The following is a 24433-nucleotide window of genomic DNA, read 5'->3' as shown; positions in this document are numbered from 1 at the left end:
CCGTGGCATGCTCCGGCAAAAGAATACCCGGAGGAGACATCGATGGCTGATACTTGGCACGGCGCAAGCGCCGGCATCCCTGACCCGTGGACCTTGCCGCTCGAGACGTTTGACGTCTCGAAGGCAGAGCTTTTCGAACAGGATCTGCATTGGGAATACTTCCGCCGGCTGAGGAAGGAAGCCCCGGTGCATTACTGCCCGCAAAGCGCGGTCGGCGCTTATTGGTCGATCACCAAGTACAACGACATTGTCGCCGTCGACACCAATCACAAGGTCTTCTCCTCCATGCCGGCCATCGGCATCGGCGAGCCGAGCGACGGCATCAATCCGCCGATGTTCATCGCCATGGATCCGCCGATCCACGACGTGCAGCGCAAGGCCGCCCAGCCGGCGGTGGCGCCGACGCAGCTGGCCGAGCTGGAAGCGCTGATCCGGACGCGGGTGGTGTCGATCCTCGACGGCCTGCCGGTCGGCGAGCCGTTCAACTGGGTGGAGCGGGTCTCGATCGAGCTGACGACCCAGATGCTGGCGACGCTGTTCGACTTCCCGTTCGAGGAGCGCCACAAGCTGCCCTTCTGGTCGGACGTGGCCACGACGACAGACGCCGCCGGGATCGTGGGCGCCGACATGGAATGGCGGATGAAACACCTGACCGAATGCGTGACCTACTTCACGCGGCTCTGGCATGAACGGGCGGCGAGCCCGCCAAAGATGGATTTCATCTCGCTGCTGGCGCACAATCCGGACACTAGGGACATGGTCAACAATCCGATGGAGCTGATGGGAAACCTGATGCTGCTGATTGTTGGCGGGAACGATACGACGCGCAATTCGATCTCCGGAGGCGTGTACTATCTCAATCAGTTCCCGGATGAATATGCCAAGCTGAAGGCCGATCCGACGCTGATCCCCAACATGGTGTCAGAGATCATCCGCTACCAGACGCCGCTACCGCACATGCGGCGCGTCGCGACGGAAGATCTCGAACTGGGCGGAAAGCTGATCCGCAAGGGCGACAAGGTGGTCATGTGGTATGTCTCCGGCAACCGGGATGAAGAGGTGATCGAGCGGGCCGACGAATTCCTGATCGACCGGCCGAATGCGCGCCGGCACATTTCATTCGGCTTCGGCATCCACCGCTGCATGGGCAACCGCGTGGCGGAGATGCAGCTGCGCATCCTCTGGGAAGAAATCCTGAAACGCTTTGAACACATCGAAGTGGTCGGGCCGCCGAAGCGTGTGCATTCGAATTTTGTGCGCGGTTACGAGGAGTTGCCGGTGGTGCTGCATGCGCGCTGACTAGCGCAGCACCTCTTCGGCATCGACAATTTTGACGTCCAGCATCTGGCCAAGGTAGGCGTCGAACCACGGCTTGTGGGACGAGCCGACGATCACGAGCACGCGCCCGCCCGGTACGCTGGCCATCGCTTCGCGGATGTGGGCGACCTGGCGCAGGTTGCGGGCTTCCCATTCGGCGAGGCGTACCCGGCCGACATCATTCGGCGTCTGGTTTTCTATGAGCCACACCCATTGCAGTTCCGCGTCCTGCAACGCGGCTTCTGCAGAGTTCAGGTAGCGATACGTCTCCAGTGCCTCGTCAGGTGTGGTCAGGTGCTGGGCTGCATTCCGGATCCGGTCGTTTTCGGGCGCGGTGAGCAGCGCCTGGAACTCTTCGGTCGAGTACAAGGCGCCGATGTCTTCCTCAATGGCATACATGATGTCGACGCCGGTCTGGTCGTCGGTCGGATAGACGCGCTCCAGGCCAAGCCGGGCGCCGAGGCGCGAGGCGATCTGATGGCTCTCGTTCTTGCGCGTGTCGTATTGGCGCAAATAGGCGACCAGCTCTTCAGAAATGCCGTCACCGGCCTGCTGTTCCTCTTCAGGAAGACGCCACCACTGGACCAGCGCCGATTGCGGATCGCCGGACGCAAGGAAAAGCGCGGCGAGATGCCGGCGCGCGGCGGCGTCCGGTTCGGCTGGCCAGTCCGCAAGCGTGCGGCGCACTTCGGCCTCTGCCGCCGGCATGTCGAGACCGGTTTCGGCCTTTGCCATGGCCGCGCCCTTGACGAAGCGGCCGCCGAAGTCGGAGGCCGTTTCGCCGTAGACGCTGCTGTAGCCCTGCAAGGCCGTGAGGCTTTCGCCTGACAGGTTCTCGATCGCGATCAGGTCCGGCCCGAAGGCCGCGAGGCGTTCGAGCAGCGGCTCAAGGACGGCCGGATCGAATTCGTCCGGGGCGCCGGAGAGGTGCGGGGAGCCGAGGACGAGCACCTCCGTCGGCTTGCCGGCGAGGCGCGACTGGAAGCCGGAAAGACGGAAGGCCGGCATTTCCACGGGCAGCACGGCCGCAGCTTCCGGCGCCGGAGACGCAGGCACGGACGAACACGCCGCGAGCAGGATGGCGCCGAGCGCGGGAAAAAGAGGATTGCGCATGTAGACTCCCGAATCGTTACCTTGACCAGATGCACCAGAGACTGCCCCAGGATGCAGGGGAGATGGAATTTTTTCGCAGCACGTGCGGCCGGACGCGGGGTGAGCCGGCCGGTGATTGAGGACGCGCTGGGTCCCGGCTTTCGCCGGGGTGACAGGGGCTAGGACGTGTTGGGCGAGGGGTGAGCTAAGGCCCCCTCCGTCACCTGCGGTGACACCTCCCCCGCCAGGCGGGGGAGGAAGAGGGCGCAGGGCAAGTCGAGCGCGAGGTTCGCTGGCACCGAGGTTGACCAGACGGGATCATCAAAGCGCGGCTTGGTCAGCGCGAACGGATTCGGTTTCGGAATCTCAATCCGGTCGCCGCGGTGGACGATGGTCACGCCGCCCCACCAGGTGATGGCGAGGAGGACCGAGGTGAGCTTCTCGCGCTGAAGCACGATCCACGCCGTCTTCAGCTGCCAGTAGAGCACCGGCCAGAAGAACGGATGGACCGCGTCGAAATAGCGGCGGAAGTTCACATCGTTCCGGATACTGAGGAAAGCGGACATGGGGCGGAGCATACCCCCGCTGCAGACCCTGCCGGATTGGCGCGGGTGAAAAAAGTTTGGATTCTTGCGCTCAGGCGGAGACCGGGACCCGGAGAGTTCTGTTCTGGCTGGGATTTTGCGGCCCGGCTTTCGCCGGGGTAACAGGCAGGAGAAGGCGGATTTTGTTGCGCAAGGCGAAACTTGTGCAACGAAATCCGGGCCTATTCTGCGGGCATCAGGCCGGCGGCGGTGAGGCGTTCGACGATGATCGGCAGGAGTTTTTCCGGGATCTCGCCTTGCGGCGGATGGCTGGTGAACTGCCGCGAGTCGGACAGCACGCGGTCGCCCTGGCGGATGATGAAGCCTTCATAATCCTTGGCGGCCACCTGGTTGCAGATTTCGGTATAGGTGTTGAGCCCGCCGGCATAGGGCATGAACATGCGCGGTTTGCCCGGCACGTTGGCGCCCATGTACCAGCTGTTGGCCTGCGGCAGCAGCGACGGCGTGACCGCTTCGGCAACGTGACGGCACCAGGCGGCCTCAGCTTCCTCGGACGCTTCGATGCTGGTCTGCTGGCGCTGCTTCAGCGAAACGAGACAGTCGGCGATCCATTCAACGTGCTGCTCGATCGAGTTGATCATGTTGGTGAGCACGGACGGGCTGCCGGGGCCGGTGATCGTGAACAGGTTCGGGAAACCGGCGACCATCAGGCCGAGATAGGTGCGCGGGCCTTCGGCCCAGTGGTCCTTGATCCGGCGGCCGCCGACGCCGCGCAGGTCGATGCGGTCGATTGCGCCGGTCATGGCGTCAAATCCGGTGGCGAGCACCACGGCGTCAAACTCGTATTTCTTCGCCGAGGTTTCGATGCCATCCGGCGTGAAGCCGACCAGCGGCTCGGCGCGCAGGTTCACGAGCTCGACGTTGGGGCGGTTGAAGGTGGCGTAATAGCCGGTGTCGACACACGGGCGCTTGGTGCCGAAGGGGTGGTCCTTCGGCGTCAGGAGGTCAGCGACGGCCGGATCGGAGACCTGTTCGCGGATTTTGCCGGCGACGAATTCCTGCACAATGCGATTGGCTTCGGGATCGATCGACGTGTCGGCAAACGCGCCGAGGATGCGGAAGCCGCCCCAGGCCCAGCGGCGCTCGAGCTCGGCCTTGATCTCTTCGGGCGCTGTGTCCGTGGCGAGGGCGTCGTTGGCTTCGTTCTGGAAACCGCCGACGGTGTCTTTCGAGGCGGCGCGATAGGCGCGCGGGTCTTTCGACCAGGCTTCGAAATCGGCGTCCGGGATCGGGCCGTTATGCGCCGGCATCGAATAGTTCGGCGTGCGCTGGAACACGGTGAGGTGGTCGGCCTGCGATGCAATGATCGGGATCGACTGGATGGCAGACGAGCCGGTGCCGATGATGCCGACACGCATGCCGGAGAAATCCACGCCTTCATGCGGCCAGCGCGAGGTGCGGTAGATGTCGCCCTTGTAGGTGTCGATGCCCGGGAAGGTGACGTCGGTCGGGATGGAGAGGCAGCCGGTGGCGAGGATGAGATGGCGGCAGCGCATCGCGTCGCCCTGCTCTGTCTTCACGTTCCAGACTTGCGCGGCGTCATCCCAGTGGGCCGCGGCGACGCGGGTGTTGAAGGTGATGTCGCGCTTCAGATCGAAGCGGTCGGCGACGTGTTCGGCATAACGCAGCAGTTCCGGCTGCGGCGCATAGCGCTCCGACCAGCGCCATTCGGACTCGAGGCCCTCGTCGAAGCCGAAACTGTATTCGAGGCTCTGGATGTCGACACGAGCGCCCGGATAGCGGTTCCAGTACCAGGTGCCGCCAACGCCGCTGCCGGCCTCGACGACCTTTGAATTGAGGCCGAGACCTCTCAGCTTGTGCAGCATGTACATGCCGGCGAAACCTGCCCCGACAATCAGGGCGTCGATCGGCTGGGAATCCTGACCCGTGAGCGCAGACGAAGCGGCCATCGTGTTGTCCTTGTTCCTGCGGCGGCACTGGTGCGCGCCTGAGGGGACATTGATGCCTCAAGAAATCGCGCCGGTATAGTCAGCGGCGGGCGACCTTGCGCGACGGAAACGGCAGATTTGCGCTGCGCAAAACGGCCAGACGGCATCCGCATTTTCTTTCGCACTGCAACATTTGCAGGGTGCGACAAGTGTCAGGTGCGCACGGTGCCCTTGACGGTGCGGCCGTTGCGCTCGATCTCGATCTGCCACTCGTTGCCACCCTTCGCGAGGATGTTCTCGAGGTCCTTCACCGTCCTGGTCGACTTTCCGTTCACGGAGCGGATGATGTCGCCCGGCTTGAAATAGTTGCGCGAGATGGTGCCGCGCGTGACCGAGTGGACATAGATGCCCGAGCCTTTCGAGAACGGGTCGAGGCCGTTTTCCTCGGCGAGGCGCGGCGAGAGTTCGATGACGCGGGCGCCGTTGAAGATGGAGGCATCGGCGAGCAGCACGACGTCGGCTTCGGTGGCGCCCGGCGGCGGCTCGACCTTGACGCCGATGGTCTGCGCTTCACCGGCGCGCAGCACGGTGAGCTGGGCCTGTTCGCCCGGATTGCGCACGGCGGCGAGGAATTTCAGGCCCTTCTCATCGAACACTTCGCGGCCGTCGATGGCGGTGACGAGATCGCCGCGGCGCAGGCCGGACTTGGCGGCCGGGCCGCCCGGATAGACCTCGGTGACGATCACGCCCACAGGGCGGTCGAGGCCCTGCGTCTTCGCGATGTCGAAACTGACCGCCTGCGCGGCGAGACCGAGCCAGGGGCGCACGAAGGTGCCGCCATTGACCGCGGCGTCGACAACGCGCTTGACCATTTCGGACGGGATGGCGAAGCCGATGCCGACCGAGCCGCCGGTGCGCGAGTAGATCGCGGTGTTGACGCCGACGAGTTCGCCCTTGGTATTGATCAGGGCGCCGCCCGAGTTGCCGGGGTTCACGGCCGCGTCGGTCTGCAGGAAGAAGGAGTAGTCGGAGACGCCGACATCGGTGCGGGCGGTGGCGGAGATGATGCCGTTGGTGACGGTCTGGCCGACGCCGAACGGGTTGCCGATGGCGAGAACGAGATCGCCGACCTGCACGGCGCGGGTGTCGGCGAAGCCGAGGGTCGGCAGGCGTTCGCCGCCCGTGTCGATCTTCAGGACTGCGAGGTCGGTGCGCTCGTCGGCGAGCAGCAGTTCGGCGGGGTATTCACGCCGGTCGCTGAGCACGACGCGGAAGCTGTCGGCGCCCTGGATGACATGGTTGTTGGTGACCACGATGCCTTCAGCGCCGACTATGACGCCGGAGCCGAGCGAGTTCTGGACGGCGCCCTGGGCGGGCACGCCGTAGAGCAGCTGCTCCATCGGCGTGACGCGGCTCTGCACGGTCTTGGCGGTGTAGACGTTGACCACCGCGGGCGAGGCCTGTTTCACAAGCGGCGCGAAGCTGAGATAGATTTGCTCCTGCGACTGGGGAACCTGCGGCGCCGGAGCGATGACTTTTCCCGATTCGGTCGCGGCGGCAGCGGTCTGGACGATCTCACCGGGCTGGCGCTCGGCCTGCGAGAACATCGGCGCCAGCGCCACGGTCAGCAGCATGAGGACGGCCACGCTGAGGAAGGCCAGCAGTTTGGAAACGTGTTTGGTCATGGTGCGGGGATCGGTCATGAACAAGGCTCTATTGCGGCGCGAAATGTGGCGCAATTCGTACTTCATGACATTTCAGTCACGCCCGCTGTCAGTCGGCTCCCGTGGCGGTTGCGGCGGCGTCCCGTTCGCTCAGGGAGCGCAGGTTTTCGGCGTGTGATTCGCGGCTGATCCGGTAGAAGCTGACGCAGACCAGCATCAGCGTCCAGGCGCTGAGCAGCGAGATGGCGTAGCCCCAGCCGAGGTTGCGGATCGACTCCTCGGTGGCCCCTGCCCCGCCGCCGCCCTGCGACATGCCGGCCACGGCGAGCACCATCGAGGCGGTCATCACGCCGGCGCCCTGCGAGAGCTTCCGGATGAAGCTGATGCCGGCGAAGAAGATGCCTTCCGAGCGCCGCCCGGTCTGCAGTTCGCTGTCCTCGACGATGTCGGCCACCATCGACCCCATCAGCATCTGGGTGACGATGATCAGGGCGAGATCGAAGATCGTGATCGAGATGATGATGTTGAACAGCTCCGGGGTGCCGTTGGGCGGCAGGAACCCGAGGAGGCGCAGGAAGACCGGTAGTGGCGCGATGGTGAAGGCGAGGACACCGATGACGATGGCGCCGCGCTTCTTGCCGAACGCCTTGCCGATCATCGGCGCGATGATCAGGGCAAGGACGGCCGAGATATAGACGGCGCCGGTGATCTTCGCGATCTGTTCGTTGTCGAAGCCCCAGAAGATCGTGTTGATGTACTGGTTGAGCGTTGCGGAAATCCCGCTGGCGACGAGGCCGAACAGGGTGGCGAGGAACAGCGCCCGGAAGGACGGGTTGGAGATCGTCTCGAAGATTTCGCGGAACACCGTGCCGAGGGTGAGCTTGCGGGCAGCCGGCGGCGCCTTCAGGTGCGGGATGTGGCTGTGGGTGCCAACCGTGCAGATCAGCACGGCGAGGAAGATGCACGCTGCAGAGACGGCGCCGTAGGTATTCCAGCCGGCGATGTTGAAAACGCCAACGGGCGTTTCCGGCGTGGGCACGAGGAGGAACCAGAACAGCAGGATCTGGATCGACAGACCTCCGAACCAGCCGAAGAAGTAGCGGATCGACATGAGCGAGGTGCGGGCGTCGTAGTCCTGCGTCAGCTCAGCCGCGAGCGCGGTCGAGGGCACTTCGTAGAAGGTGAAGGAGAGGCGCACCAGGATCGTGCAGGCAAACAGCCAGACGAAGAGTTCATTGCCCGACAGGCCCGGCAGCGGGTTCCATGTGAAGTAATAGGTGATCGCGACCGGAATCAGCGCGGCGTACATGAACGGGTGGCGGCGGCCATACTTGGTGCGCAGGTTGTCCGACCAGTAGCCGACGACGGGGTCGGAGACCGCATCGATGATCAACGCAAACAGCAGCGCGACCGCGACCAGTCCCGCCTCGACGCCGAGGATGTTGGAATAGAAGAACAGGAGGACGTATTCGAACCCGTTGTTCTTGATGCCCTCGGCAGCGCCGCCGATGCCGAAGGCGATGCGTGTGAAGAGGCTCGGTTTCGAAGCGGTGGACGTCGTCATTCAGGAGCACTCTCTGAGGGGGGCAAGGTGGGAGTCACGATCGGCTGGCGGAGAGGCCGCGGGAGTTTTCAGGGCGCGCCGCTGGCGGCCGCTGCTTCCCGGCGCTCGGCGAGCAGGCGCAGGTTTTCGACGTGCTGCTGGCGGCTGATCCGGTAGAAGAACAGGCTGGTGATCATCAATGTCCAGACGCCGAGCATGACCGGGGCATAGATTGCACCGAGCGTACGCACCGCTTCGTCCGGCACCGAGCCGGGCTGCGCCCCTTCCGGGAACTTCGCGAGCTCCAGCACCATCGATGCGATGAAAACGCCCATCGCCGCGGTGACCTTGCGGATGAAGGTGATCGACGCGAAGAAGATGCCCTCGGAGCGCCGGCCGGTCTTCAGCTCGCTCTGCTCGACGAGATCGGCGACCATCGAGGCCGTGAGTATCTGCACGGCGATGATCAGCGCGACATCGAAGATGATGATGAACAGCATGATGTTGAAAAGGGCGGGATCGCCGTTGGGCGGCATCAGGCCGGCGAGGCGCAGGAAGTATGGCGCCGGCGCGACGGTGAACGCGATCGCGCCGAGGCCGATGGCGGCGTTGCGCTTGCCCCACAGCTTTCCCGCGAGCGGCGCAATGATGAGCGACATCGGCGCGGAGAGGTAAATCGACAGCGTGAGCACAGAGACCTGCTCGGTCGTGAACTCCCAGAAGAAGCCATTGAGATAATGGTTGAGCGCAGCTGAAAGACCTCCGGCGACGAAGCCGAAGAGCGTTGCGAGGAACAGCGCCATGAACGACCGGTCGGCAAGCGACTCGAATATCTCGCCGAAGATGCTCCGGACCGTCTGCTTTCGTTGCGGCGGAGGTTGCCGCAGATATTTGATCCGGTTGTGAGTGCCCGCCGTGCAGACAAGGATCGAAAGGAAGATCATGCCCGCGGCGAGGAGGCCGTAGGTTCCATAGCCCGGGATGTTGAAATAGCCGTTCGGCACTTCCGCTGTCGGCACGAGGAAGTAGCGCAAGGCGATGACCGCCAGTGTCACGCCGCCGATCCACGTGAAGAAACTGCGCAGGCCCATCAGCGAGGTGCGCGCGTCGTAGTCGTCGGTCAGTTCCGCGCCGAGGGCGTAACTCGGAATTTCGTAGAAGGTGATGCAGACACGGACCGTCACCGTCAGCGCGAGGAGGTAGAGCCAGAGCTGGCCATCGGTGAGGCCGGCGGGCGGGTTCCAGACGAAATAGAAGGCAATCGTGACGGGGATCGCGGCGGCGTACATCATGGGATGCCGCCGGCCGAGTTTTGAGCTGAAATTGTCGGACCAGTAGCCGACGATCGGATCGAGGATGGCATCGATGACGAGCGCGATACCCAGCGCCAGCGCGACGAGCTGAGCGTTCAGCCCGAGCACCTGACTGTAGAAGAGGAGGAGGAAGTACGCGAAGGCGTTGTCCTTGGCGCCAAAGGCAACGCCGCCAAAACCGTAGGCCAGCCTCGTGAGTAGTCCTGGCTTGGGAACCGCACTCATCCAGTCATCTCCTCCGGCCCGCGCCGGAATTGCCATCGGGGAACGTCACATCCGGACCGGGCGCCGGCCTTCACAGGCCGAGCACCGCCTTCGCCATGATGTTGCGCTGGATTTCGTTCGAACCCGCATAGATCGAGGTCTTGCGGTAGTTGAAGTAGCTCGGCGCCGCCGTGAGTGCATAATCGGGCGTCGGCGACTTCGCGTTCGAGCCGGGATCGGCCAGGGCGACAGTGTCCTGCACGAACGGATTCGCATAGAGGCCGGCGGCTTCGAGCGTCAGTTCGGTGATCGCCTGCTGGGCTTCGGAGCCTGCGCATTTGAGCATCGAACTTTCGGGCCCGACGTTCTGACCGGCGGACAGCGACGAGAGCACGCGCCGCTCCGTGGCATCGAGGGTTTCGATGCGCATTTCGAGCAGCGCCAGCTTGCGGGCGAAGTCAGGGTTGCGGATCACCGGCTCGTCGCCATCGATTTCCTTCGAGGCGATCTTCTTCGTCTTCTTGAGCATGTGGCGCAGGCCGGGCGCGTAGGCGTTGCCGCGCTCGAACTCGAGCAGGTATTTCGCGTAGGTCCAGCCTTCGTTTTCCTTGCCGATCAGCGCGTCCTTGATCGGTACGCGGACGTTTTCGAAGAAGACCTGGTTGATCTCGTGCTGGCCTTCCGCCGGCCCATCGAGCGTCGGCAGCGGGCGGATCGTGATGCCGGGGAGCCTCATGGAGAAGACGATGAAGCTGATGCCTTCCTGCGGCTTGCCTTCTTTCGAGGTGCGCACAAGACAGAAGATCATGTCGGCCCATTGGGCGAGCGTGGTCCAGATCTTGGAGCCGTTGAGGACATAGTCGTCGCCGTCGCGCACTGCGCTCATCTGGAGCGAGGCAAGGTCGGAGCCGGCGCCCGGCTCGGAATAGCCCTGGCACCACCAGACGTCCGACGAGAGGATGGATGGCAGGTGTTTCTTCTTCTGCTCGTCGTTGCCGAAGGCCATGATGACCGGGGCCACCATCGACACGCCGAAAGGCGCAACGCTGGGTGTGCCGGCGCTCGAGAGTTCCGAATGGAGGATATAGCGCTCGGTCGTGGACAGGCCCGGGCCGCCATACTGTTTCGGCCAGTTCGGCGCGATCCAGCCTTTGGAGGCGAGCTTCTTCTGCCAGGCCACCTGGCTCGCCTTGTCGACATAGCCGTTCTTGGACAGCGCCATGCGGGCGCGCAGGCCCTCATCGAAATTGGCGCCGATCCAGTCGCGCACCTCTTTCTGGAATTTCAGGTCGGCCGGCGAAAGGGAGAGATCCATGACCGCCGCTCCGCTTATTCGACGATTTCGTATTGCTGGATTTCGGGCCGCCCGGCGAGCACGGCGCCGAGCTTCGGACCTGCGGCCTTGAAGTACTCGGTCTGGCCATGGGCGGCGAGCGCGTCGGCGGAGGCGTACTGCTCCATGAAGATGTATTCGTCTGCCGAACCTTTGGTCTTGTAGAGCTGGTAAGTCAGGCAGCCCGGCTCGTTCGCTTTGACCTTGGCCATCAGGTCCTTTGCAACTTTCTCGAACTCGGACTGTTTACCGTCCCGGATCTTCAGTTTTGCGACGATGCCGATCATGTTCATTCCTCCCGAAATTGTTCTCAATCCACAGTATGTGGTCCGTGGGCACGGGCAAGCCCGTCCCCTAGGGTATGGCTGGAAATCAGGTTTGAGGCGTCCGGAAATTTCCAGCAAAAACAGTTCGGCTATTGGAATCCTCGCCTTTGGAACGAATTTTGCTGCGGGGCACGGTCAGACGGGAGCCTATTAACCGATGCTCGACATGCCCAAAACCCAGCCTTCCCTGCACTGCGATAGCCCGATGCAGGCTGATGCGTCAGCGATTCTGGCCGTGATTCCGACGTTGAACGAAGCGCGCCATATCGAGACATGTATCCGCTCGCTCATGGCGGGATCGCCGGAGCTGCGGCGGGTGCCGCTGACGGTCGCCGATGGCGGCAGCTCGGACGAGACGGTGGCCATCGTCGAGCGCCTGATGGGCGAGTTCCCGAACCTGCGCGTGCTGCACAATCCGAAGCGCCTGCAATCGGCGGCGCTTAACCTTGCGGCCGAAGAGCATGCGGGGCCGGAAACCGGTATCCTGGTGCGGTGCGATGCGCATTCGATCTATCCGGAAAACTTCATTCTCGATGTGGCCCGCGCACTGGCCGACTCCGGCGCCGCGTCGCTGGTCATCCCGATGGATGCGGTCGGGGAAACCTGTTTCGAGAAGGGCAACGCCTGGATCGTGGATACCCCGCTCGGATCGGGCGGCGCCGCCCACCGCGGCGGCAAGGTGTCGGGCTGGGTGGACCACGGCCACCATGCCGGCTTTCGTCTCGACTGGTTCCGCAGGATCGGCGGCTATGACGAGACCTTCTCGCACAACGAAGACGCCGAATATGACGTCCGCCTGAAAAAGGCCGGCGGGCGGGTCTACCTCAATGCGGGCATCCGGATCCGGTATATCCCGCGGGGAACGGTGCGCGGCCTGTTCCGGCAGTACAAGGGTTACGGCAAGGGCCGGGCGCGCAATGTGCGCAAGCACGGCACGCGGCTGAAGCTGCGCCAGCTCATTCCGATCGCGGTGCTGCTCGGATCGGCAGCGGGCGCGCTCGCCTCGTTGGTGTATCTGCCTGCGCTTCTGCTACCGCTGGGTTATATTTCGCTGCTGGCGGCCGCTTCGATCGTGACGGCCATCAGGTATGGCTCGGCTTGCGGCCTGTTTGCCGGGGTCGCTGCCGGAACGATGCATGTTGGTTGGGCAGCCGGCTTCCTGGGCGAAGCACTCGGCCGCAAAGGTTAACGAAACTCATGCGCGGCCTTGGTTTTGCAAGCCGGATTGCGTAGTCTGAGGTTCAACGGGACGCTAATCATGGCCACGTCAATCGACAGGTTCTTGTCGGCCTCGCGTGATCGGCTGAACTTCTTCGGCCGCACGGCCAGCGCATTGCGCAACCGCATCCAGCAGGGACGCGGCCGCGCCGAGCGCGGGAACGACGCAGAACAATCCGCGCCATCGTCAAGGGCGCAGCCGCCGGTCCACCGCAAGTGTGCGGTGCCGGAGGGGGTGTGCCTGTACGCGGTCGGCGATATCCATGGCCGCCGCGACCTGCTTGAGAAACTGGTCGACCTGATTGCAGAGGATGCGGCCAACCTGCCCGACGGCATCAAGCCGCAGATCGTGTTCCTCGGCGACTATATCGACCGCGGCCTGCAGTCGCGCGATGTGATCAACTATTTCACCAGCGGCGCGCTCGACCGGTTCGAGCCGATCTACCTGATGGGCAACCATGAAGAAGCGCTGCTGCGCTTCCTGCAGGAAGCCTCGTTCGGCAGCCAGTGGGCGCGTTATGGCGGATCGGAGACGCTGTATTCCTATGGCCTCGCCCCGCCCAACCAGCGCGCCAGCCTGAACTCGCACGAGGAAATGTCGGCGGCGCGCGATGCCTGGACCCGGGTGTGGAACGAATTCCGCGCGCGTTTCCCCGCAGAGCACCTCGCCTTCTTCCAGTCGCTCCTGCCTTACTATTCTGCGGGCGATTACCTGTTCGTCCACGCCGGCCTGCGTCCGGGCATCGACCTTGCCGAGCAGAGCTCGCGGGACATGCTCTGGATCCGGGACGAATTCCTCGAGGATGAGGCGCCATTCGAGCAGATGGTGGTGCATGGACATACACCAATGGATTCAGTGCATTACGACAACCGGCGCATTGGCCTCGACACCGGCGCCTTCCTGACCGGACGCCTGACAGCGGCCCGGCTGACCGGCACGGATGTTGCTTTCCTGAGCACCTGAGGCATTAAATCGGGCTCTGCTTGGCAATGCCACCGAACGATCTTTTGGAGTAATTCGCCGCCATGATGACTGTGTTTCGTCCCGTCTACATCCTCCTTCTTTCCGCGTTGACCCTGGTGCTCGCCGCGTGCGGCACGACCGGCGGCCAGTCTGCCGGCGCCCGGGAAGCGACACCTGATGCCGTGACCCAGATGACTTCGGCTTATGCGCTGGGCTCCAGCGACCGGTTGCGCGTCACCGTGTTCGGCCATCCTGACCTGTCGGGTGAGTTCGAAGTCGACGGCACGGGATCGATCTCGCTGCCGCTGATCGGCCAGATCAAGGCTGAAGGCCTGTCGACTGCCAACCTCGAGAAGTCGATCTCGGCGTCGCTCGCCAGTGGCTACATCCTTGATCCGCGCGTCAGCGTCGAAGTCATCAACTACCGCCCGTTCTACATCCTCGGCGAAGTCGGCACGCCTGGCGAGTATCCGTACACCAACGGCCTGACCGTCCAGAACGCCGTGGCCGCCGCCGGTGGGTTCACCTACCGCGCCAACAAAAAGGTGGTCTACATCAAGAGCATCGATGGCAAAGCGGAAGTTGCCTACGACCTGACGGCGAACACCGTCGTGAAGCCTGGCGACACGCTGCGGATTGGTGAACGGATCTTCTGATCCGGGCTTGCCCCGACCAAACGAACAAGGCGCGGCGAACCATCGCAGCGCCTTTTTCTTTGCCAGCAAGGCCGGGCCGGATGGCTCGATTTGGGGCATGCGCGCCGGGCCGGATCGCCCGAAACTGCGCAAGATGCACACGATCCCGGCATTCACGGCATTTCAGTGCCGTAATATTTAACGAATACTTCTCCCCACAGGTGAAACTTTTAATTTCCCCTTAATTCGCAACCGCAGCAGTGGTATAGGGTTTGCAGTTGCCAAGTTCAGGACAAGGGAACGTTTCGAATGGCTGCCGTGGGGGCGCCACCGAAGCAAGCCCTGAACCTGGCCCGTAGACTTGAAGGGGAACTACATGGAATTCCGGTTCGGCGATCAGACAGGAAGTCTGACAGACGACACCTACGCGCAGGAAGAGCTGGAACGCTCGCCGAATGGCGGCGATTTCAGCCCGAAGCGCATCTTCGACGTGGTGGCCGCTTCCGCAGGTCTCCTTTTCCTCGCGCCGCTCCTGCTGCTCGTGGCGGCGTTGATCCGCCTCCAGGACGGCCAGAAAGCGCTCTATTCGCAGCCGCGCTGGGGCCTGAACGGCGAGAAGTTCGAATGCTTCAAGCTGCGCTCGATGGTGCCGAATGCGGCCGAGAAACTGCAAGCCGTGCTGGACGCTGATCCGGAAGCGCAGCGCGAGTGGGACCTCACACAGAAGCTGACCAATGACCCGCGCATCACGCCGCTCGGCAAGTTCATCCGCGCCACCTCAATCGACGAGCTGCCGCAGCTGCTGAACATCATCCGGGGCGACATGTCGGTCGTCGGCCCGCGTCCGATTCCGCTCTATGAGCGCGCCAAATACGGCGAGGATTTCGAGCATTATTGCAGCGTTCGTCCCGGCCTGACTGGCCTGTGGCAGACCAGCGGCCGCAGCAACACGACCTATTCCGAGCGCATCCAGCTCGACAAGACCTACGTCCAGACCCGCACCTTCTGGGGCGACCTCTGGATCATCGCGAAAACCGTGCCTGCAGTGCTTTTGTCCGTCGGCGCAAAATAAGATCCGGGGCGGGCGCGCGCCCGCCCCGATCATCCTGCAAGCTGTCTGAAACCTCCGCTGGCGGTTTCCTCAACCAAGAGACTCCAGCACATGGCCCGGCACGGCAGGATTCCGACTTTCGACGTCTGGCGGATTGGCGTTTTCGTGCTGATGGCCGCCGTCTTCCTGGCCGCGCTCGCCGCCGCCATGTCGCCGCCACCCCGGGAAATGGACGCCGCTTCGCTTCCTCGCGATACATCCGTGCGCCAGCTCGGCGGTTCGTTCGTCCACCAGTTCGCCGGCAAGTATGACGAGACGAACTGGCTGAAGTCTGACTTCTACTATCCCAACTCCGACCACCCCGCCTGGAAGGCCGGGCTGGTGCATTTCAAGCGCGACCGGCTGGAGCTGGAAGTGCGGCGACAGAAGACCGCCTACAAGGCGATTGCGGGCGGCGAACTGCAGCGGCGGGGCTTTTACCATTTCGGACGATATGAAGTTGTCATGCAGGCCGCGCCCGGTTCAGGCACGGTCTCTGCAATGTTCACCCACACGCATAAACAGTTCGGTGATCCGCATGACGAAATCGACATCGAATTCCTGGGTAAAGACCTCACCCGGATGCACGCCAACTATTTTACGGACGGCAAGCAGCACGGCTCCATCTACATTCCGCTCGGGTTCGATGCGAGCAAACAGATCCACCTCTACGCGTTTGAATGGGATCCGGACGAGATCCGCTGGTATGTCGATGACCGGCTGGTACATACCGCGCGGCCGTCGGATTTCCCGATTCCGCAGGCACCCGGGCGCCTCATGCTGCACCTCTGGAGCGGCGGTCGCGACCAGGTCAGCTGGGCAGGCGAACCGACATTCCGCGATGGCGCCCGTGCCAAGTATTACTGCCTCAGCTACCAGGCCGCGGGCGATTCGAGCAGCCAGTGCTCGGACACGTTCGTTCCCAGGCGTTACAAGAAATGACGGCGCCAGCCGCGCCGCGTGGGTTGCGCTAGCGGCGTCCAGCATTGCAAACCTGATCCATGACTGATCCCCGCCCCCAACCTGCGACGCCGGAGAAGGCCTCCGACCGCCATGAGAAGCGGCTGGCGCACGCCTTCGGCTCATCGATGGTCTGGAACATTGCGAACAACCTCGCCACCAACGGCGTGACGCTGTTCGTTTTCATCTTCCTGACCTACCGGCTGGATGCGGCGGTCTTCGGCCTGTTCGCGCTGGGCGTGATCATCGTCGACTACTTCAACTTCCAGGCCCGTTCGGCCTGTCTTGATGCAGCGGTGCAGCGCCGGCTTTATTCCAAGCCGGAGATGGACACGATCTTCTGGGCCATGATGGGCGTCACGGCGTGCGTGATCGTCGTATGCGCGTTTGCCGGCAGCTGGCTGGCAAGCGCAAACCGCGAACCGAGCCTGACCTATATCATGCCGGTGCTGGCGCTGACGCTGTTGCCGGTGCCGCTGTCGATTCCGCCGAATGCCGTGATGCTGCGCGATTATGATTTCCGGGGCGGCGCCATTCGCGGCATCATCGGCGCAATTGCCGGCGGCGGCGCGGCCCTGCTGGTGGTGTTCAGTCCGTATGCGGACTGGGCGCTCGTTGCGCAGCGCGGAACCCAGGTCGCGGTGTCGGCGGTCATCATGGCCTGGCGCGTACGCTGGTGGCCAGGCTTCCATTTCTCGGGACGCCTCGCCGCCGGGTTTCTCAAGGATGCCGGGCGCATCTTCGCGGCGCAGGGCATCGCCTCGTCCTACATGCGCGTGCTTGACCTGATCGTGGCCTTCAGCTTCGGCGCGGCAGCGGTCGGTTTCATGCGCATCGCCAGCCGCTTCGTGGACATCATCTACGGCACGTTCATCGCGCCGATCAGTTCGCTCTGGGTTGTGCTGCTGTCCGAAGGCACGCAGTCCAGGGGCGACCGCGACATGATCTACCGGCGCCTGTCGCAGATGTCAGCGCTGATCGCCCTGCCGATCTTCGGCGGACTCGCGCTGACGAGCCACGATGTGGTGGCCGTGACGCTGAGCGCCGACTATGCGCCGACCGCCACGATGCTGGTCATCCTGTGCATCGTCGGCCTGCTGTCGCCGCTCACCTATTTCCGGAATGCGGCGCTCGTGGCCGTCAAGCGGCTGAACCTTCTGATCGCCTATTCGGTGCTCGATCTGGTGATCGTGATCGTGGCCGCGCTTGCCTTGTCCAGATATTCCGCCGAAGCCGTCGTTGGCGCGCTGGTGGTGATGGAAGCGGTGCGCCTTGTGCTGACGGTGCCGGTGCTCTTGAAGGACATGCACACCAAGGCGCTCGGGCTGCTGCTGGCGGTGTTGCCAGCCTACGTCGCCTGCGCCGTGATGGCGGGCGCGGTGCTGCTGGTGCAGACGCAGACGGAGAGCCTCGACCCGTGGGTGCGTCTCGGAATTGAAATAGCGACAGGCGGCATTGCCTATACGGGCTACCTGCTGGCCTTCCACCGCGACTGGTCGATGACCGCAATCCGGATGTTGCGCCCGAGCGGCCGGCCGGTTGCGGCGCCAGAGGCCGCACCGGCGCCGGCGTGACGCCTAGCGGCGGCCGCCGGCCTGGCTGCGCGGCTGAGCGCCGGTTTCCGACTTCATGCTGAGGGCGATACGCTTGCGGGCGGCATCGACTTCCTTGACGCGCACGCGCACCACCTGTCCCGCTTTGACGACCGTGTGCGGATCCTTCACGAAGGTGTCCGACAATTCGGAAATGTGGACGAGACCATCCTGATGCACGCCGATGTCGACGAAGGCGCCGAAGGCGGTGACGTTGGTGACGACACCTTCCAGCGTCATGCCGGGCTTCAGGTCTGACAGGGTCTCGACACCATCCTTGAACGTAGCGGTCTTGAACTCGGGGCGCGGATCGCGGCCCGGCTTTTCGAGCTCCTTCAGGATGTCGGCCACGGTGGGTTCACCGAACGTGGCGTCAGCGAAATCTCGCGGCTTAAGCTTCGACAGGAAGGCCTTGTCGCCGACCAGGCTTTTCACGTCGCGGCCGGTCTTCTCGGAAATCCGTTCGACCACGGAGTAAGCCTCCGGATGGACACCGGAGCCATCCAGCGGGTTCTTCGCATCGCGGATGCGCAGGAAGCCGGCCGACTGTTCAAACGCTTTCGGCCCCATGCGCGCAACCTTTTTCAAGGCCGAGCGCGACTTGAAAGCACCGTTCTCATTGCGGAAGGCGACGATATTGGTCGCAAGTGTCTCGTTCAACCCGGAAACCCGTGCGAGCAGCGGGACCGACGCCGTGTTCACATCCACACCCACCGCGTTCACGCAGTCTTCGACGACGGCGTCCAGCGAACTGGAGAGCGCCGACTGGTCGACATCGTGCTGGTACTGGCCAACGCCGATCGCCTTTGGCTCGATCTTCACAAGTTCGGCGAGCGGATCCTGCAGGCGCCGCGCAATTGAGACAGCGCCGCGGATGGACACATCAAGATCCGGGAACTCCTTCGCTGCGAGTTCGGAGGCCGAATAAACCGACGCGCCGGCCTCGGACACCATGACGCGTGTGAGGCCGAGTTCCGGCATCTTCGCCGTGAGTTCGGCGACGAGCTTGTCCGTCTCGCGGCCTGCGGTGCCGTTGCCGACGCTGACGAGCTCAGCCTTGTGCTTCTTCGCAAGCTTCGCGAGCGTCATGAGCGCGCCGGCCCAGTCGCGCTTCGGCTCATGCGGATAGATGGTGGCGGTGTCGAGCAGCTTGCCGGTCGCGTCGACGACGGCGACCTTGCAGCCCGTGCGGATTCCGGGGTCGATGCCCATCACTGTTTTCGGTCCCGCCGGCGCGGCCAGCAGCAGTGCTTTGACGTTGGTCGAGAAGACCTTGATGGCTTCGGCGTCGGCGCGCTCCTTGACGCGGGCGAACAGGTCGTTTGTGCAGGCGGGCGCGAGGCGCGTCTTCCAGGCGATTTCCGCTGTCTCGGCGAGCCAGGCATCGGCGGGGCGTCCCTTGCGGGCAATGCCGCCCTTGGCCATCACCGTGCTGACGGCGGGATGCATGCTCTTGTCCGCATGCGGAATATCAAGGCCGATCTTCAGGACGCCTTCCTTCTCGCCCCGCAACAGCGCGAGCAGGCGGTGGGACGGCAGCGCCTCGATCGGTTGGTCGAAATCGAAATAGTCGGAGAACTTGGCGCCCTCCTCCGCCTTGCCTTTGGCGACGGTGGAGCGGACCTTGCCTTCGGCCCACATCTTCTCGCGTACAGCGCCGACGATGGCCGGCGTTTCGGCAAGCATCTCGACAACAATGTGACGGGCGCCTTCAAGTGCTTCCGCGGTGGTCGTCACGCCCGCCTTCTTCGAAACGAACTGCGCCGCGAAGGTCGCCGGATCGAGCGCCGGATTTGCCAGCAGCTGCTCGGCCAACGGCGCGAGCCCGGCCTCGCGCGCAGCGGTGGCCTTGGTGCGGCGCTTCGGCTTGAACGGCGCATAGAGGTCTTCCAGCGCTACCTTGGTTTCGGCGGCAAGGATCAGTTTCTCAAGCGCGGGGGTCAGCTTGCCTTGTTCGCGGATGGACTTGGTCTGCCTCCCGCAAAGTGGTCCAGTATTTGAGTTAGTCCCGGCTCCGATTATGGAGTTGAGACATGGGCAAGAGAGCCAAGCCTGAAGAGATCATTGCGAAGCTGCGGGAGGTGGAGGTTCGCCTTGCCCGCGGTGAGACAGCTGCTGCGGCGGCGCGTGCCGTGGGTGTGACGGAGCAGAGCTATTACCGCTGGCGCAAAGAGTATGGTGGCCTGCAGGTCGACCAGGCGAAGCGCATGAAGGACCTTGAGAAGGAGAACCAGCGTCTGCGCCGGGCGGTCTCCGACCTCACGCTTGATAACCAGATCCTCAAGGAGGTTGCTCAGGGAAAGTTCTGAGCCCCTCCCGCAAGCGCGCTGCGGTCGATCATGTGGTGGAAGAGCTTGGCGTGACTGAGCGCCGGGCGTGCCGCGTGATCGGCCAGCATCGTTCGACCCAGCGTAAGCCGCACATCCGGCGAGACGATGAAGACGCCGTGACAACGGCGATCACTCGCCTGGCAGAGCGGTTTGGTCGGTACGGCTACCGGCGGATCACGGCCCTGCTCAGGGACGATGGCTGGCATGAACGAGAAGCGGGTTTACCGCATCTGGCGGCGAGAGGGGCTGAAAGTACCGATGAAACAACCAAAACGCGGCCGTCTCTGGCTGAATGATGGCTCGTGTGTGCGGCTGCGGCCGGCGCACAAAGGCCATGTCTGGTCCTATGACTTCGTCCAGGACCGCACCCACGATGGAAGGGTGTTCCGTATGCTGTGCGTGATCGACGAGTACACACGCGAGTGCCTCGCTATCCGGGTTGAGCGCAAGCTCTCCTCCAGGGATGTCCTCGACACGCTGGGCGAGCTGTTCGTTCATCACGGGGCACCCGAGCACATACGATCCGACAACGGCCCCGAGTTCATTGCTAAAGCTCTGCGCGAATGGCTCGAACGCATCGGCGTGAAGACGCTTTACATCGAGCCTGGCAGCCCATGGGAAAACGGCTATTGCGAAAGCTTCAACAGCAAGCTGCGCGACGAGTTGCTGGCGAGGGAAATCTTCTTCGATCTGCGCGAGGCAAAGATCCTGATCGAAGCGTGGCGGCAACACTACAACACCGCCCGGCCGCACTCGTCCCTCGGCTACAAACCACCCGCCCCAAAAGCCATCTTGCCCGCGGCGTTCATGCCGCCTTACTATGGGGAGGTGGCAGCATGAACGCCGCTACCGTGAAACCGCCGGGCTAACAAATCTGGCGGACCACTGCTGAGGGGCAGGCCAACGACACCCGAAAAAGGAAAACCCCGGTCTCCTTTCGGAGCCGGGGCTTTTTGGGTGCGGGAACAGGATTTGAACCTGTGACCTTCAGGTTATGAGCCTGACGAGCTACCGGACTGCTCCATCCCGCGTCAAACTTGGTTCGTGTGCGGAAGAGTTTGCCCCCGAAACACAAAGTCCGGCCTGCCAGGTGGCGAGAGCCGGACGAAGCCTTGATGACCATCCGGATCATCGCGGCCAGCCGCCCGAGAGCGACTATTCGTTGTAAGAGAAAGAATGTCTGCAAGAAGAATTCGCGGTGACTGGGCTCTGCAGACCCGGCAGCGACCTACTCTCCCACGCCTTAAGACGTAGTACCATCGGCGCAAGGGGGCTTAACGACCGAGTTCGAGATGGGATCGGGTGGGGACCCCCTGCCATAACCACCAGGTCGGCGGAAACCAGTCAGGGATGCGAATACCAACAACTTGTCTGTACAAAGATCATGTCGCGGAAAGCCTGCGCTTTCAACTACACATGAATTAAAGAGATCAAACCTATCGAGCAATTAGTACCGGTTAGCTTCACACCTCGCGGCGCTTCCACATCCGGCCTATCGACGTCCTGGTCTTGGACGGCTCTCAAGGGAAACCTGGTTTTGAGGTTAGTTTCCCGCTTAGATGCTTTCAGCGGTTATCTAGTCCACACATAGCTACCCTGCAATGCGGCTGGCGCCACAACAGGTCCACCAGAGGTGTGTTCATCCCGGTCCTCTCGTACTAGGGACAAATCCTCTCAAGTTTCCAACACCCACGGCAGATAGGGACCAAACTGTCTCGCGACGTTCTGAACCCAGCTCACGTACCACTTTAAATGGCGAACAGCCATACCCTTGGGACCTTCTCCAGCCCCAGGATGTGATGAGCCGACATCGAGGTGCCAAACGATGCCGTCGATATGGACTCTTGGGCATCATCAGCCTGTTATCCCCGGAGTACCTTTTATCCGTTGAGCGATGGCCCTTCCACTCGGGACCACCGGATCACTATGACCGACTTTCGTCTCTGCTTGGACCGTCGCCCTCGCAGTCAGGCAGGCTTATGCCATTGCACTCAACGAGCGATGTCCGACCGCTCTGAGCCTACCATCGCGCGCCTCCGTTACACTTTGGGAGGCGACCGCCCCAGTCAAACTACCCGCCACACAGGGTCCCGGATCCCGATAAGGGATCGCGGTTAGACATCAAAGAAAACAAGGGTGGTATTTCAAGGTTGGCTCCACTCCAGCTGGCGCCAGAGCTTCAAAGCCTCCCACCTATCCTACACATATTTTCTTTAATGCCACTGTGAAGCTGTAGTAAAGGTTCACGGGGTCTTTCCGTCTGACCGCGGGTACCCCGCATCTTCACGGGGAATTCAATTTCGCTGAGTCTATGTTGGAGACAGTGGGGAAGTCGTTACGCCATTCGTGCAGGTCGGAACTTACCCGACAAGGAATTTCGCTACCTTAGGACCGTTATAGTTACGGCCGCCGTTCACCGGGGCTTCAATTCAAGGCTTGCACCTCTCCTTTTAACCTTCCGGCACCGGGCAGGCGTCAGACCCTATACGTCGCCTTGCGGCTTCGCAGAGCCCTGTGTTTTTGATAAACAGTCGCAACCCCCAGTTTTGTGCCCCTCAGACCTGGTTGCCCAGATTGAGGCCTCCTTCTCCCGAAGTTACGGAGGTAATTTGCCGAGTTCCTTCAACATAGTTCTCTCAAGCGCCTTGGTATGCTCTACCAGTCCACCTGTGTCGGTTTAGGGTACGGTCTAGTGGGGAGGCTATTTCCAGGGACTTCCAGGCAGCATTCTCAATCCAATAAGAGAACACTGCTTTCGAAATCCGTCACTCATCCCCTGGCCCACGAATATTAACGTGGTTCCCATCGGCTACGCCTTTCGGCCTGACCTTAGGGGCCGGCTAACCCTGCGCAGATTAGCTTTACGCAGGAACCCTTGGACTTTCGGCGAGAGGGTCTCTCACCCTCTTTGTCGCTACTCATGTCAACATTCTCACTTCCGATACCTCCAGCAAACCTCACGGTTCACCTTCATCGGCTTACGGAACGCTCCGCTACCACTCTTACGAGTCCGCGATTTCGGCGCATAACTTTAGTCCCGATACATTTTCCGCGCAGGATCGCTTGATCAGTGAGCTGTTACGCTTTCTTTAAAGGATGGCTGCTTCTAAGCCAACCTCCTGATTGTCTCTGCAATCCCACATCGTTTCGCACTTAGCTATGACTTGGGGGCCTTAATCGGCGGTCTGGGTTGTTTCCCTTTTCACGACGGACGTTAGCACCCGCCGTGTGTCTGCCACGCATAACTTCCAGGTATTCGGAGTTTGAGAAGGTTTGGTAATCCGGTAAGGACCCCTAGCCCATTCAGTGCTCTACCCCCTGGAGTCTAAATCGTGACGCTCTACCTAAATAGATTTCGCGGAGAACCAGCTATCAGCAAGTTTGATTGGCCTTTCACCCCTAGGCACAGGTCATCCGAGAATTTTTCAACATTCAACGGTTCGGCCCTCCAGTGCGTGTTACCGCACCTTCAGCCTGCCCATACCTAGATCACTTGCCTTCGGGTCTAATGCTACGTACTCAGTCGCCCTATTCAGACTCGCTTTCGCTATGCCTACACCTAACGGCTTAAGCTCGCACGCAACACTAAGTCGTTGACCCATTATACAAAAGGTACGAGGTCACTCCGAAGAGCTCCCTCAGCTTGTAGGCATCCGGTTTCAGGATCTGTTTCACTCCCCTCATCGGGGTTCTTTTCATCATTCCCTCACGGTACTTGTTCACTATCGGTCGGTAAGGAGTACTTAGGCTTGGAGGGTGGTCCCCCCATGTTCAGACAGGATTTCACGTGTCCCGCCCTACTCTTAAAGGTCTTCATTTTACGGATACGGGGCTATCACCCACTACGGCGCACCTTCCCAGATGCTTCTCCTTGTTTCAGACCAGGCCTGGTCCGCGTTCGCTCGCCGCTACTAACGGAGTCTCAATTGATGTCCTTTCCTCCGGGTACTCAGATGTTTCAATTCCCCGGGTTTGCTTTTTAACCCTATGTATTCAGGTTAAAATACCTCTCTATTGAAATGTCAGACATATCATCCGCGAACGGATGATTTATCCAACATCTCGGAGGTGGGTTTCCCCATTCAGAAATCACCGGATCAAAGGGTGCTCTCGCCTCCCCGGTGCTTATCGCAGAGTGCCACGTCTTTCATCGCCTCTTACCGCCAAGACATCCCCCGGATGCCCTTTTGACGCTTGATCTCATGAAATCCATGTGCAGTGAAAAGCGCAGAACGCTCCACGTCACACAGATCTCTGTCAGACTATTTTGTTGGTTTCTTGCAGACTGACCCTTTGCATGCCGGCATTGCTGCAGGCACGTTATCGGCTGAAGCAAGCACGCACGGAACCTCTTGCGA

17 protein-coding genes, 1 tRNA gene, 2 rRNA genes and 1 pseudogene are annotated in these 24433 nt (G+C 62.2%); 9 read left to right on the top strand and 12 right to left on the bottom strand.

Annotated features, from left to right (window positions below):
- Positions 1–42: 42 nt before the first annotated feature.
- A complete protein-coding gene (locus IPK75_11330; protein MBK8198948.1) occupies positions 43–1299 on the top strand; it encodes a cytochrome P450 in 1257 nt (418 codons plus the stop codon).
- On the opposite strand, the gene IPK75_11325 is transcribed toward IPK75_11330, so the two are convergent.
- The 3 genes from IPK75_11325 to IPK75_11315 form a co-directional block, all read right to left on the bottom strand.
- Positions 1300–2430 carry a hypothetical protein gene (locus tag IPK75_11325; GenBank protein MBK8198947.1) on the bottom strand — a complete coding sequence of 377 codons (1131 nt, stop codon included), beginning with the start codon at positions 2428–2430 and terminating at the stop codon, positions 1300–1302.
- Between the two features lie 158 nt (positions 2431–2588).
- Positions 2589–2975 carry a hypothetical protein gene (locus tag IPK75_11320; protein ID MBK8198946.1) on the bottom strand — a complete coding sequence of 129 codons (387 nt, stop codon included), beginning with the start codon at positions 2973–2975 and terminating at the stop codon, positions 2589–2591.
- Between the two features lie 200 nt (positions 2976–3175).
- A complete protein-coding gene (locus IPK75_11315) occupies positions 3176–4924 on the bottom strand; it encodes an NAD(P)/FAD-dependent oxidoreductase (protein ID MBK8198945.1) in 1749 nt (582 codons plus the stop codon).
- A 115-nt stretch (positions 4925–5039) separates the two neighbouring features.
- Here IPK75_11315 and IPK75_11310 point away from each other — a divergent pair, with 115 nt between their 5' ends.
- On the top strand, positions 5040–5138 hold the full coding sequence (locus tag IPK75_11310; protein MBK8198944.1) for a hypothetical protein: 99 nt from the start codon (positions 5040–5042) through the stop codon (positions 5136–5138).
- Here IPK75_11310 and IPK75_11305 read toward each other — a convergent pair.
- The 5 genes from IPK75_11305 to IPK75_11285 all read right to left on the bottom strand — a co-directional run bounded on the left by IPK75_11305 (position 5116) and on the right by IPK75_11285 (position 11247).
- On the bottom strand, positions 5116–6588 hold the full coding sequence (locus IPK75_11305; protein ID MBK8198943.1) for a Do family serine endopeptidase: 1473 nt from the start codon (positions 6586–6588) through the stop codon (positions 5116–5118). The two genes, IPK75_11310 and IPK75_11305, sit on opposite strands and share 23 nt — an antisense overlap.
- Positions 6589–6676: 88 nt before the next feature.
- Positions 6677–8131: an MFS transporter gene (locus tag IPK75_11300; protein MBK8198942.1), complete on the bottom strand. Its 1455-nt coding sequence runs from the start codon at positions 8129–8131 to the stop codon at positions 6677–6679.
- A gap of 68 nt (positions 8132–8199) precedes the next feature.
- Positions 8200–9648: an MFS transporter gene (locus IPK75_11295; GenBank protein ID MBK8198941.1), complete on the bottom strand. Its 1449-nt coding sequence runs from the start codon at positions 9646–9648 to the stop codon at positions 8200–8202.
- 70 nt (positions 9649–9718) lie between these two features.
- A complete protein-coding gene (locus tag IPK75_11290) occupies positions 9719–10942 on the bottom strand; it encodes an acyl-CoA dehydrogenase family protein (GenBank protein ID MBK8198940.1) in 1224 nt (407 codons plus the stop codon).
- Between the two features lie 14 nt (positions 10943–10956).
- Positions 10957–11247, bottom strand: coding sequence for an antibiotic biosynthesis monooxygenase (locus IPK75_11285; protein MBK8198939.1), 291 nt, complete (start codon positions 11245–11247; stop codon positions 10957–10959).
- A 205-nt stretch (positions 11248–11452) separates the two neighbouring features.
- On the opposite strand from IPK75_11285, the gene IPK75_11280 reads away from it, so the two are divergent.
- The 6 genes from IPK75_11280 (at position 11453) to IPK75_11255 (ending at position 17727) form a co-directional block, all read left to right on the top strand.
- Entirely contained in the window at positions 11453–12475 is a 1023-nt protein-coding gene (locus IPK75_11280) for a glycosyltransferase family 2 protein (GenBank protein ID MBK8198938.1), read from the top strand.
- A 69-nt stretch (positions 12476–12544) separates the two neighbouring features.
- Positions 12545–13468 carry a serine/threonine protein phosphatase gene (locus IPK75_11275; protein ID MBK8198937.1) on the top strand — a complete coding sequence of 308 codons (924 nt, stop codon included), beginning with the start codon at positions 12545–12547 and terminating at the stop codon, positions 13466–13468.
- Between the two features lie 65 nt (positions 13469–13533).
- Positions 13534–14124 (top strand): polysaccharide export protein, encoded by a 591-nt coding sequence (locus tag IPK75_11270; GenBank protein ID MBK8198936.1) that lies wholly within the window; start codon positions 13534–13536, stop codon positions 14122–14124.
- 355 nt (positions 14125–14479) lie between these two features.
- Positions 14480–15175 (top strand): sugar transferase, encoded by a 696-nt coding sequence (locus IPK75_11265; GenBank protein MBK8198935.1) that lies wholly within the window; start codon positions 14480–14482, stop codon positions 15173–15175.
- Positions 15176–15265: 90 nt separating this feature from the next.
- Entirely contained in the window at positions 15266–16135 is an 870-nt protein-coding gene (locus tag IPK75_11260; GenBank protein MBK8198934.1) for a family 16 glycosylhydrolase, read from the top strand.
- Positions 16136–16194: 59 nt separating this feature from the next.
- Positions 16195–17727 carry an oligosaccharide flippase family protein gene (locus IPK75_11255; GenBank protein MBK8198933.1) on the top strand — a complete coding sequence of 511 codons (1533 nt, stop codon included), beginning with the start codon at positions 16195–16197 and terminating at the stop codon, positions 17725–17727.
- A 3-nt stretch (positions 17728–17730) separates the two neighbouring features.
- Here the strand turns inward: IPK75_11255 and IPK75_11250 are convergent, their stop codons facing one another.
- Positions 17731–19767 carry an RNA-binding transcriptional accessory protein gene (locus IPK75_11250; GenBank protein ID MBK8198932.1) on the bottom strand — a complete coding sequence of 679 codons (2037 nt, stop codon included), beginning with the start codon at positions 19765–19767 and terminating at the stop codon, positions 17731–17733.
- 11 nt (positions 19768–19778) lie between these two features.
- Here IPK75_11250 and IPK75_11245 point away from each other — a divergent pair.
- Positions 19779–20915, top strand: a pseudogene (locus IPK75_11245) (IS3 family transposase).
- A gap of 114 nt (positions 20916–21029) precedes the next feature.
- Here the strand turns inward: IPK75_11245 and IPK75_11240 are convergent.
- From IPK75_11240 to IPK75_11230, 3 genes are all read right to left on the bottom strand, one after another.
- A tRNA-Met gene (locus IPK75_11240) sits at positions 21030–21106 on the bottom strand.
- A gap of 184 nt (positions 21107–21290) precedes the next feature.
- Positions 21291–21405: ribosomal RNA gene (rrf, locus tag IPK75_11235) — 5S ribosomal RNA — on the bottom strand.
- Between the two features lie 96 nt (positions 21406–21501).
- Positions 21502–24275 (bottom strand): 23S ribosomal RNA (locus IPK75_11230).
- Positions 24276–24433 lie beyond the last annotated feature (158 nt).

It is taken from the genome of Acidobacteriota bacterium (assembly GCA_016712445.1).
Lineage (GTDB): Bacteria > Pseudomonadota > Alphaproteobacteria > Caulobacterales > Hyphomonadaceae > Hyphomonas.
This window is presented reverse-complemented; position numbering and strand designations above follow the sequence as displayed.

Excerpts from the sequence above, each read along its gene's own strand:
- IPK75_11330 (MBK8198948.1), top strand. The coding sequence starts at position 43 with ATGGCTGATACTTGGCACGGCGCAAGCGCCGGCATCCCTGACCCGTGG.
- IPK75_11325 (MBK8198947.1), bottom strand. The coding sequence starts at position 2,430 with ATGCGCAATCCTCTTTTTCCCGCGCTCGGCGCCATCCTGCTCGCGGCG.
- IPK75_11320 (MBK8198946.1), bottom strand. The coding sequence starts at position 2,975 with ATGTCCGCTTTCCTCAGTATCCGGAACGATGTGAACTTCCGCCGCTAT.
- IPK75_11315 (MBK8198945.1), bottom strand. The coding sequence starts at position 4,924 with ATGGCCGCTTCGTCTGCGCTCACGGGTCAGGATTCCCAGCCGATCGAC.
- IPK75_11305 (MBK8198943.1), bottom strand. The coding sequence starts at position 6,588 with ATGACCAAACACGTTTCCAAACTGCTGGCCTTCCTCAGCGTGGCCGTC.
- IPK75_11300 (MBK8198942.1), bottom strand. The coding sequence starts at position 8,131 with ATGACGACGTCCACCGCTTCGAAACCGAGCCTCTTCACACGCATCGCC.
- IPK75_11295 (MBK8198941.1), bottom strand. The coding sequence starts at position 9,648 with ATGAGTGCGGTTCCCAAGCCAGGACTACTCACGAGGCTGGCCTACGGT.
- IPK75_11290 (MBK8198940.1), bottom strand. The coding sequence starts at position 10,942 with ATGGATCTCTCCCTTTCGCCGGCCGACCTGAAATTCCAGAAAGAGGTG.
- IPK75_11285 (MBK8198939.1), bottom strand. The coding sequence starts at position 11,247 with ATGATCGGCATCGTCGCAAAACTGAAGATCCGGGACGGTAAACAGTCC.
- IPK75_11280 (MBK8198938.1), top strand. The coding sequence starts at position 11,453 with ATGCCCAAAACCCAGCCTTCCCTGCACTGCGATAGCCCGATGCAGGCT.
- IPK75_11275 (MBK8198937.1), top strand. The coding sequence starts at position 12,545 with ATGGCCACGTCAATCGACAGGTTCTTGTCGGCCTCGCGTGATCGGCTG.
- IPK75_11270 (MBK8198936.1), top strand. The coding sequence starts at position 13,534 with ATGACTGTGTTTCGTCCCGTCTACATCCTCCTTCTTTCCGCGTTGACC.
- IPK75_11265 (MBK8198935.1), top strand. The coding sequence starts at position 14,480 with ATGGAATTCCGGTTCGGCGATCAGACAGGAAGTCTGACAGACGACACC.
- IPK75_11260 (MBK8198934.1), top strand. The coding sequence starts at position 15,266 with ATGGCCCGGCACGGCAGGATTCCGACTTTCGACGTCTGGCGGATTGGC.
- IPK75_11255 (MBK8198933.1), top strand. The coding sequence starts at position 16,195 with ATGACTGATCCCCGCCCCCAACCTGCGACGCCGGAGAAGGCCTCCGAC.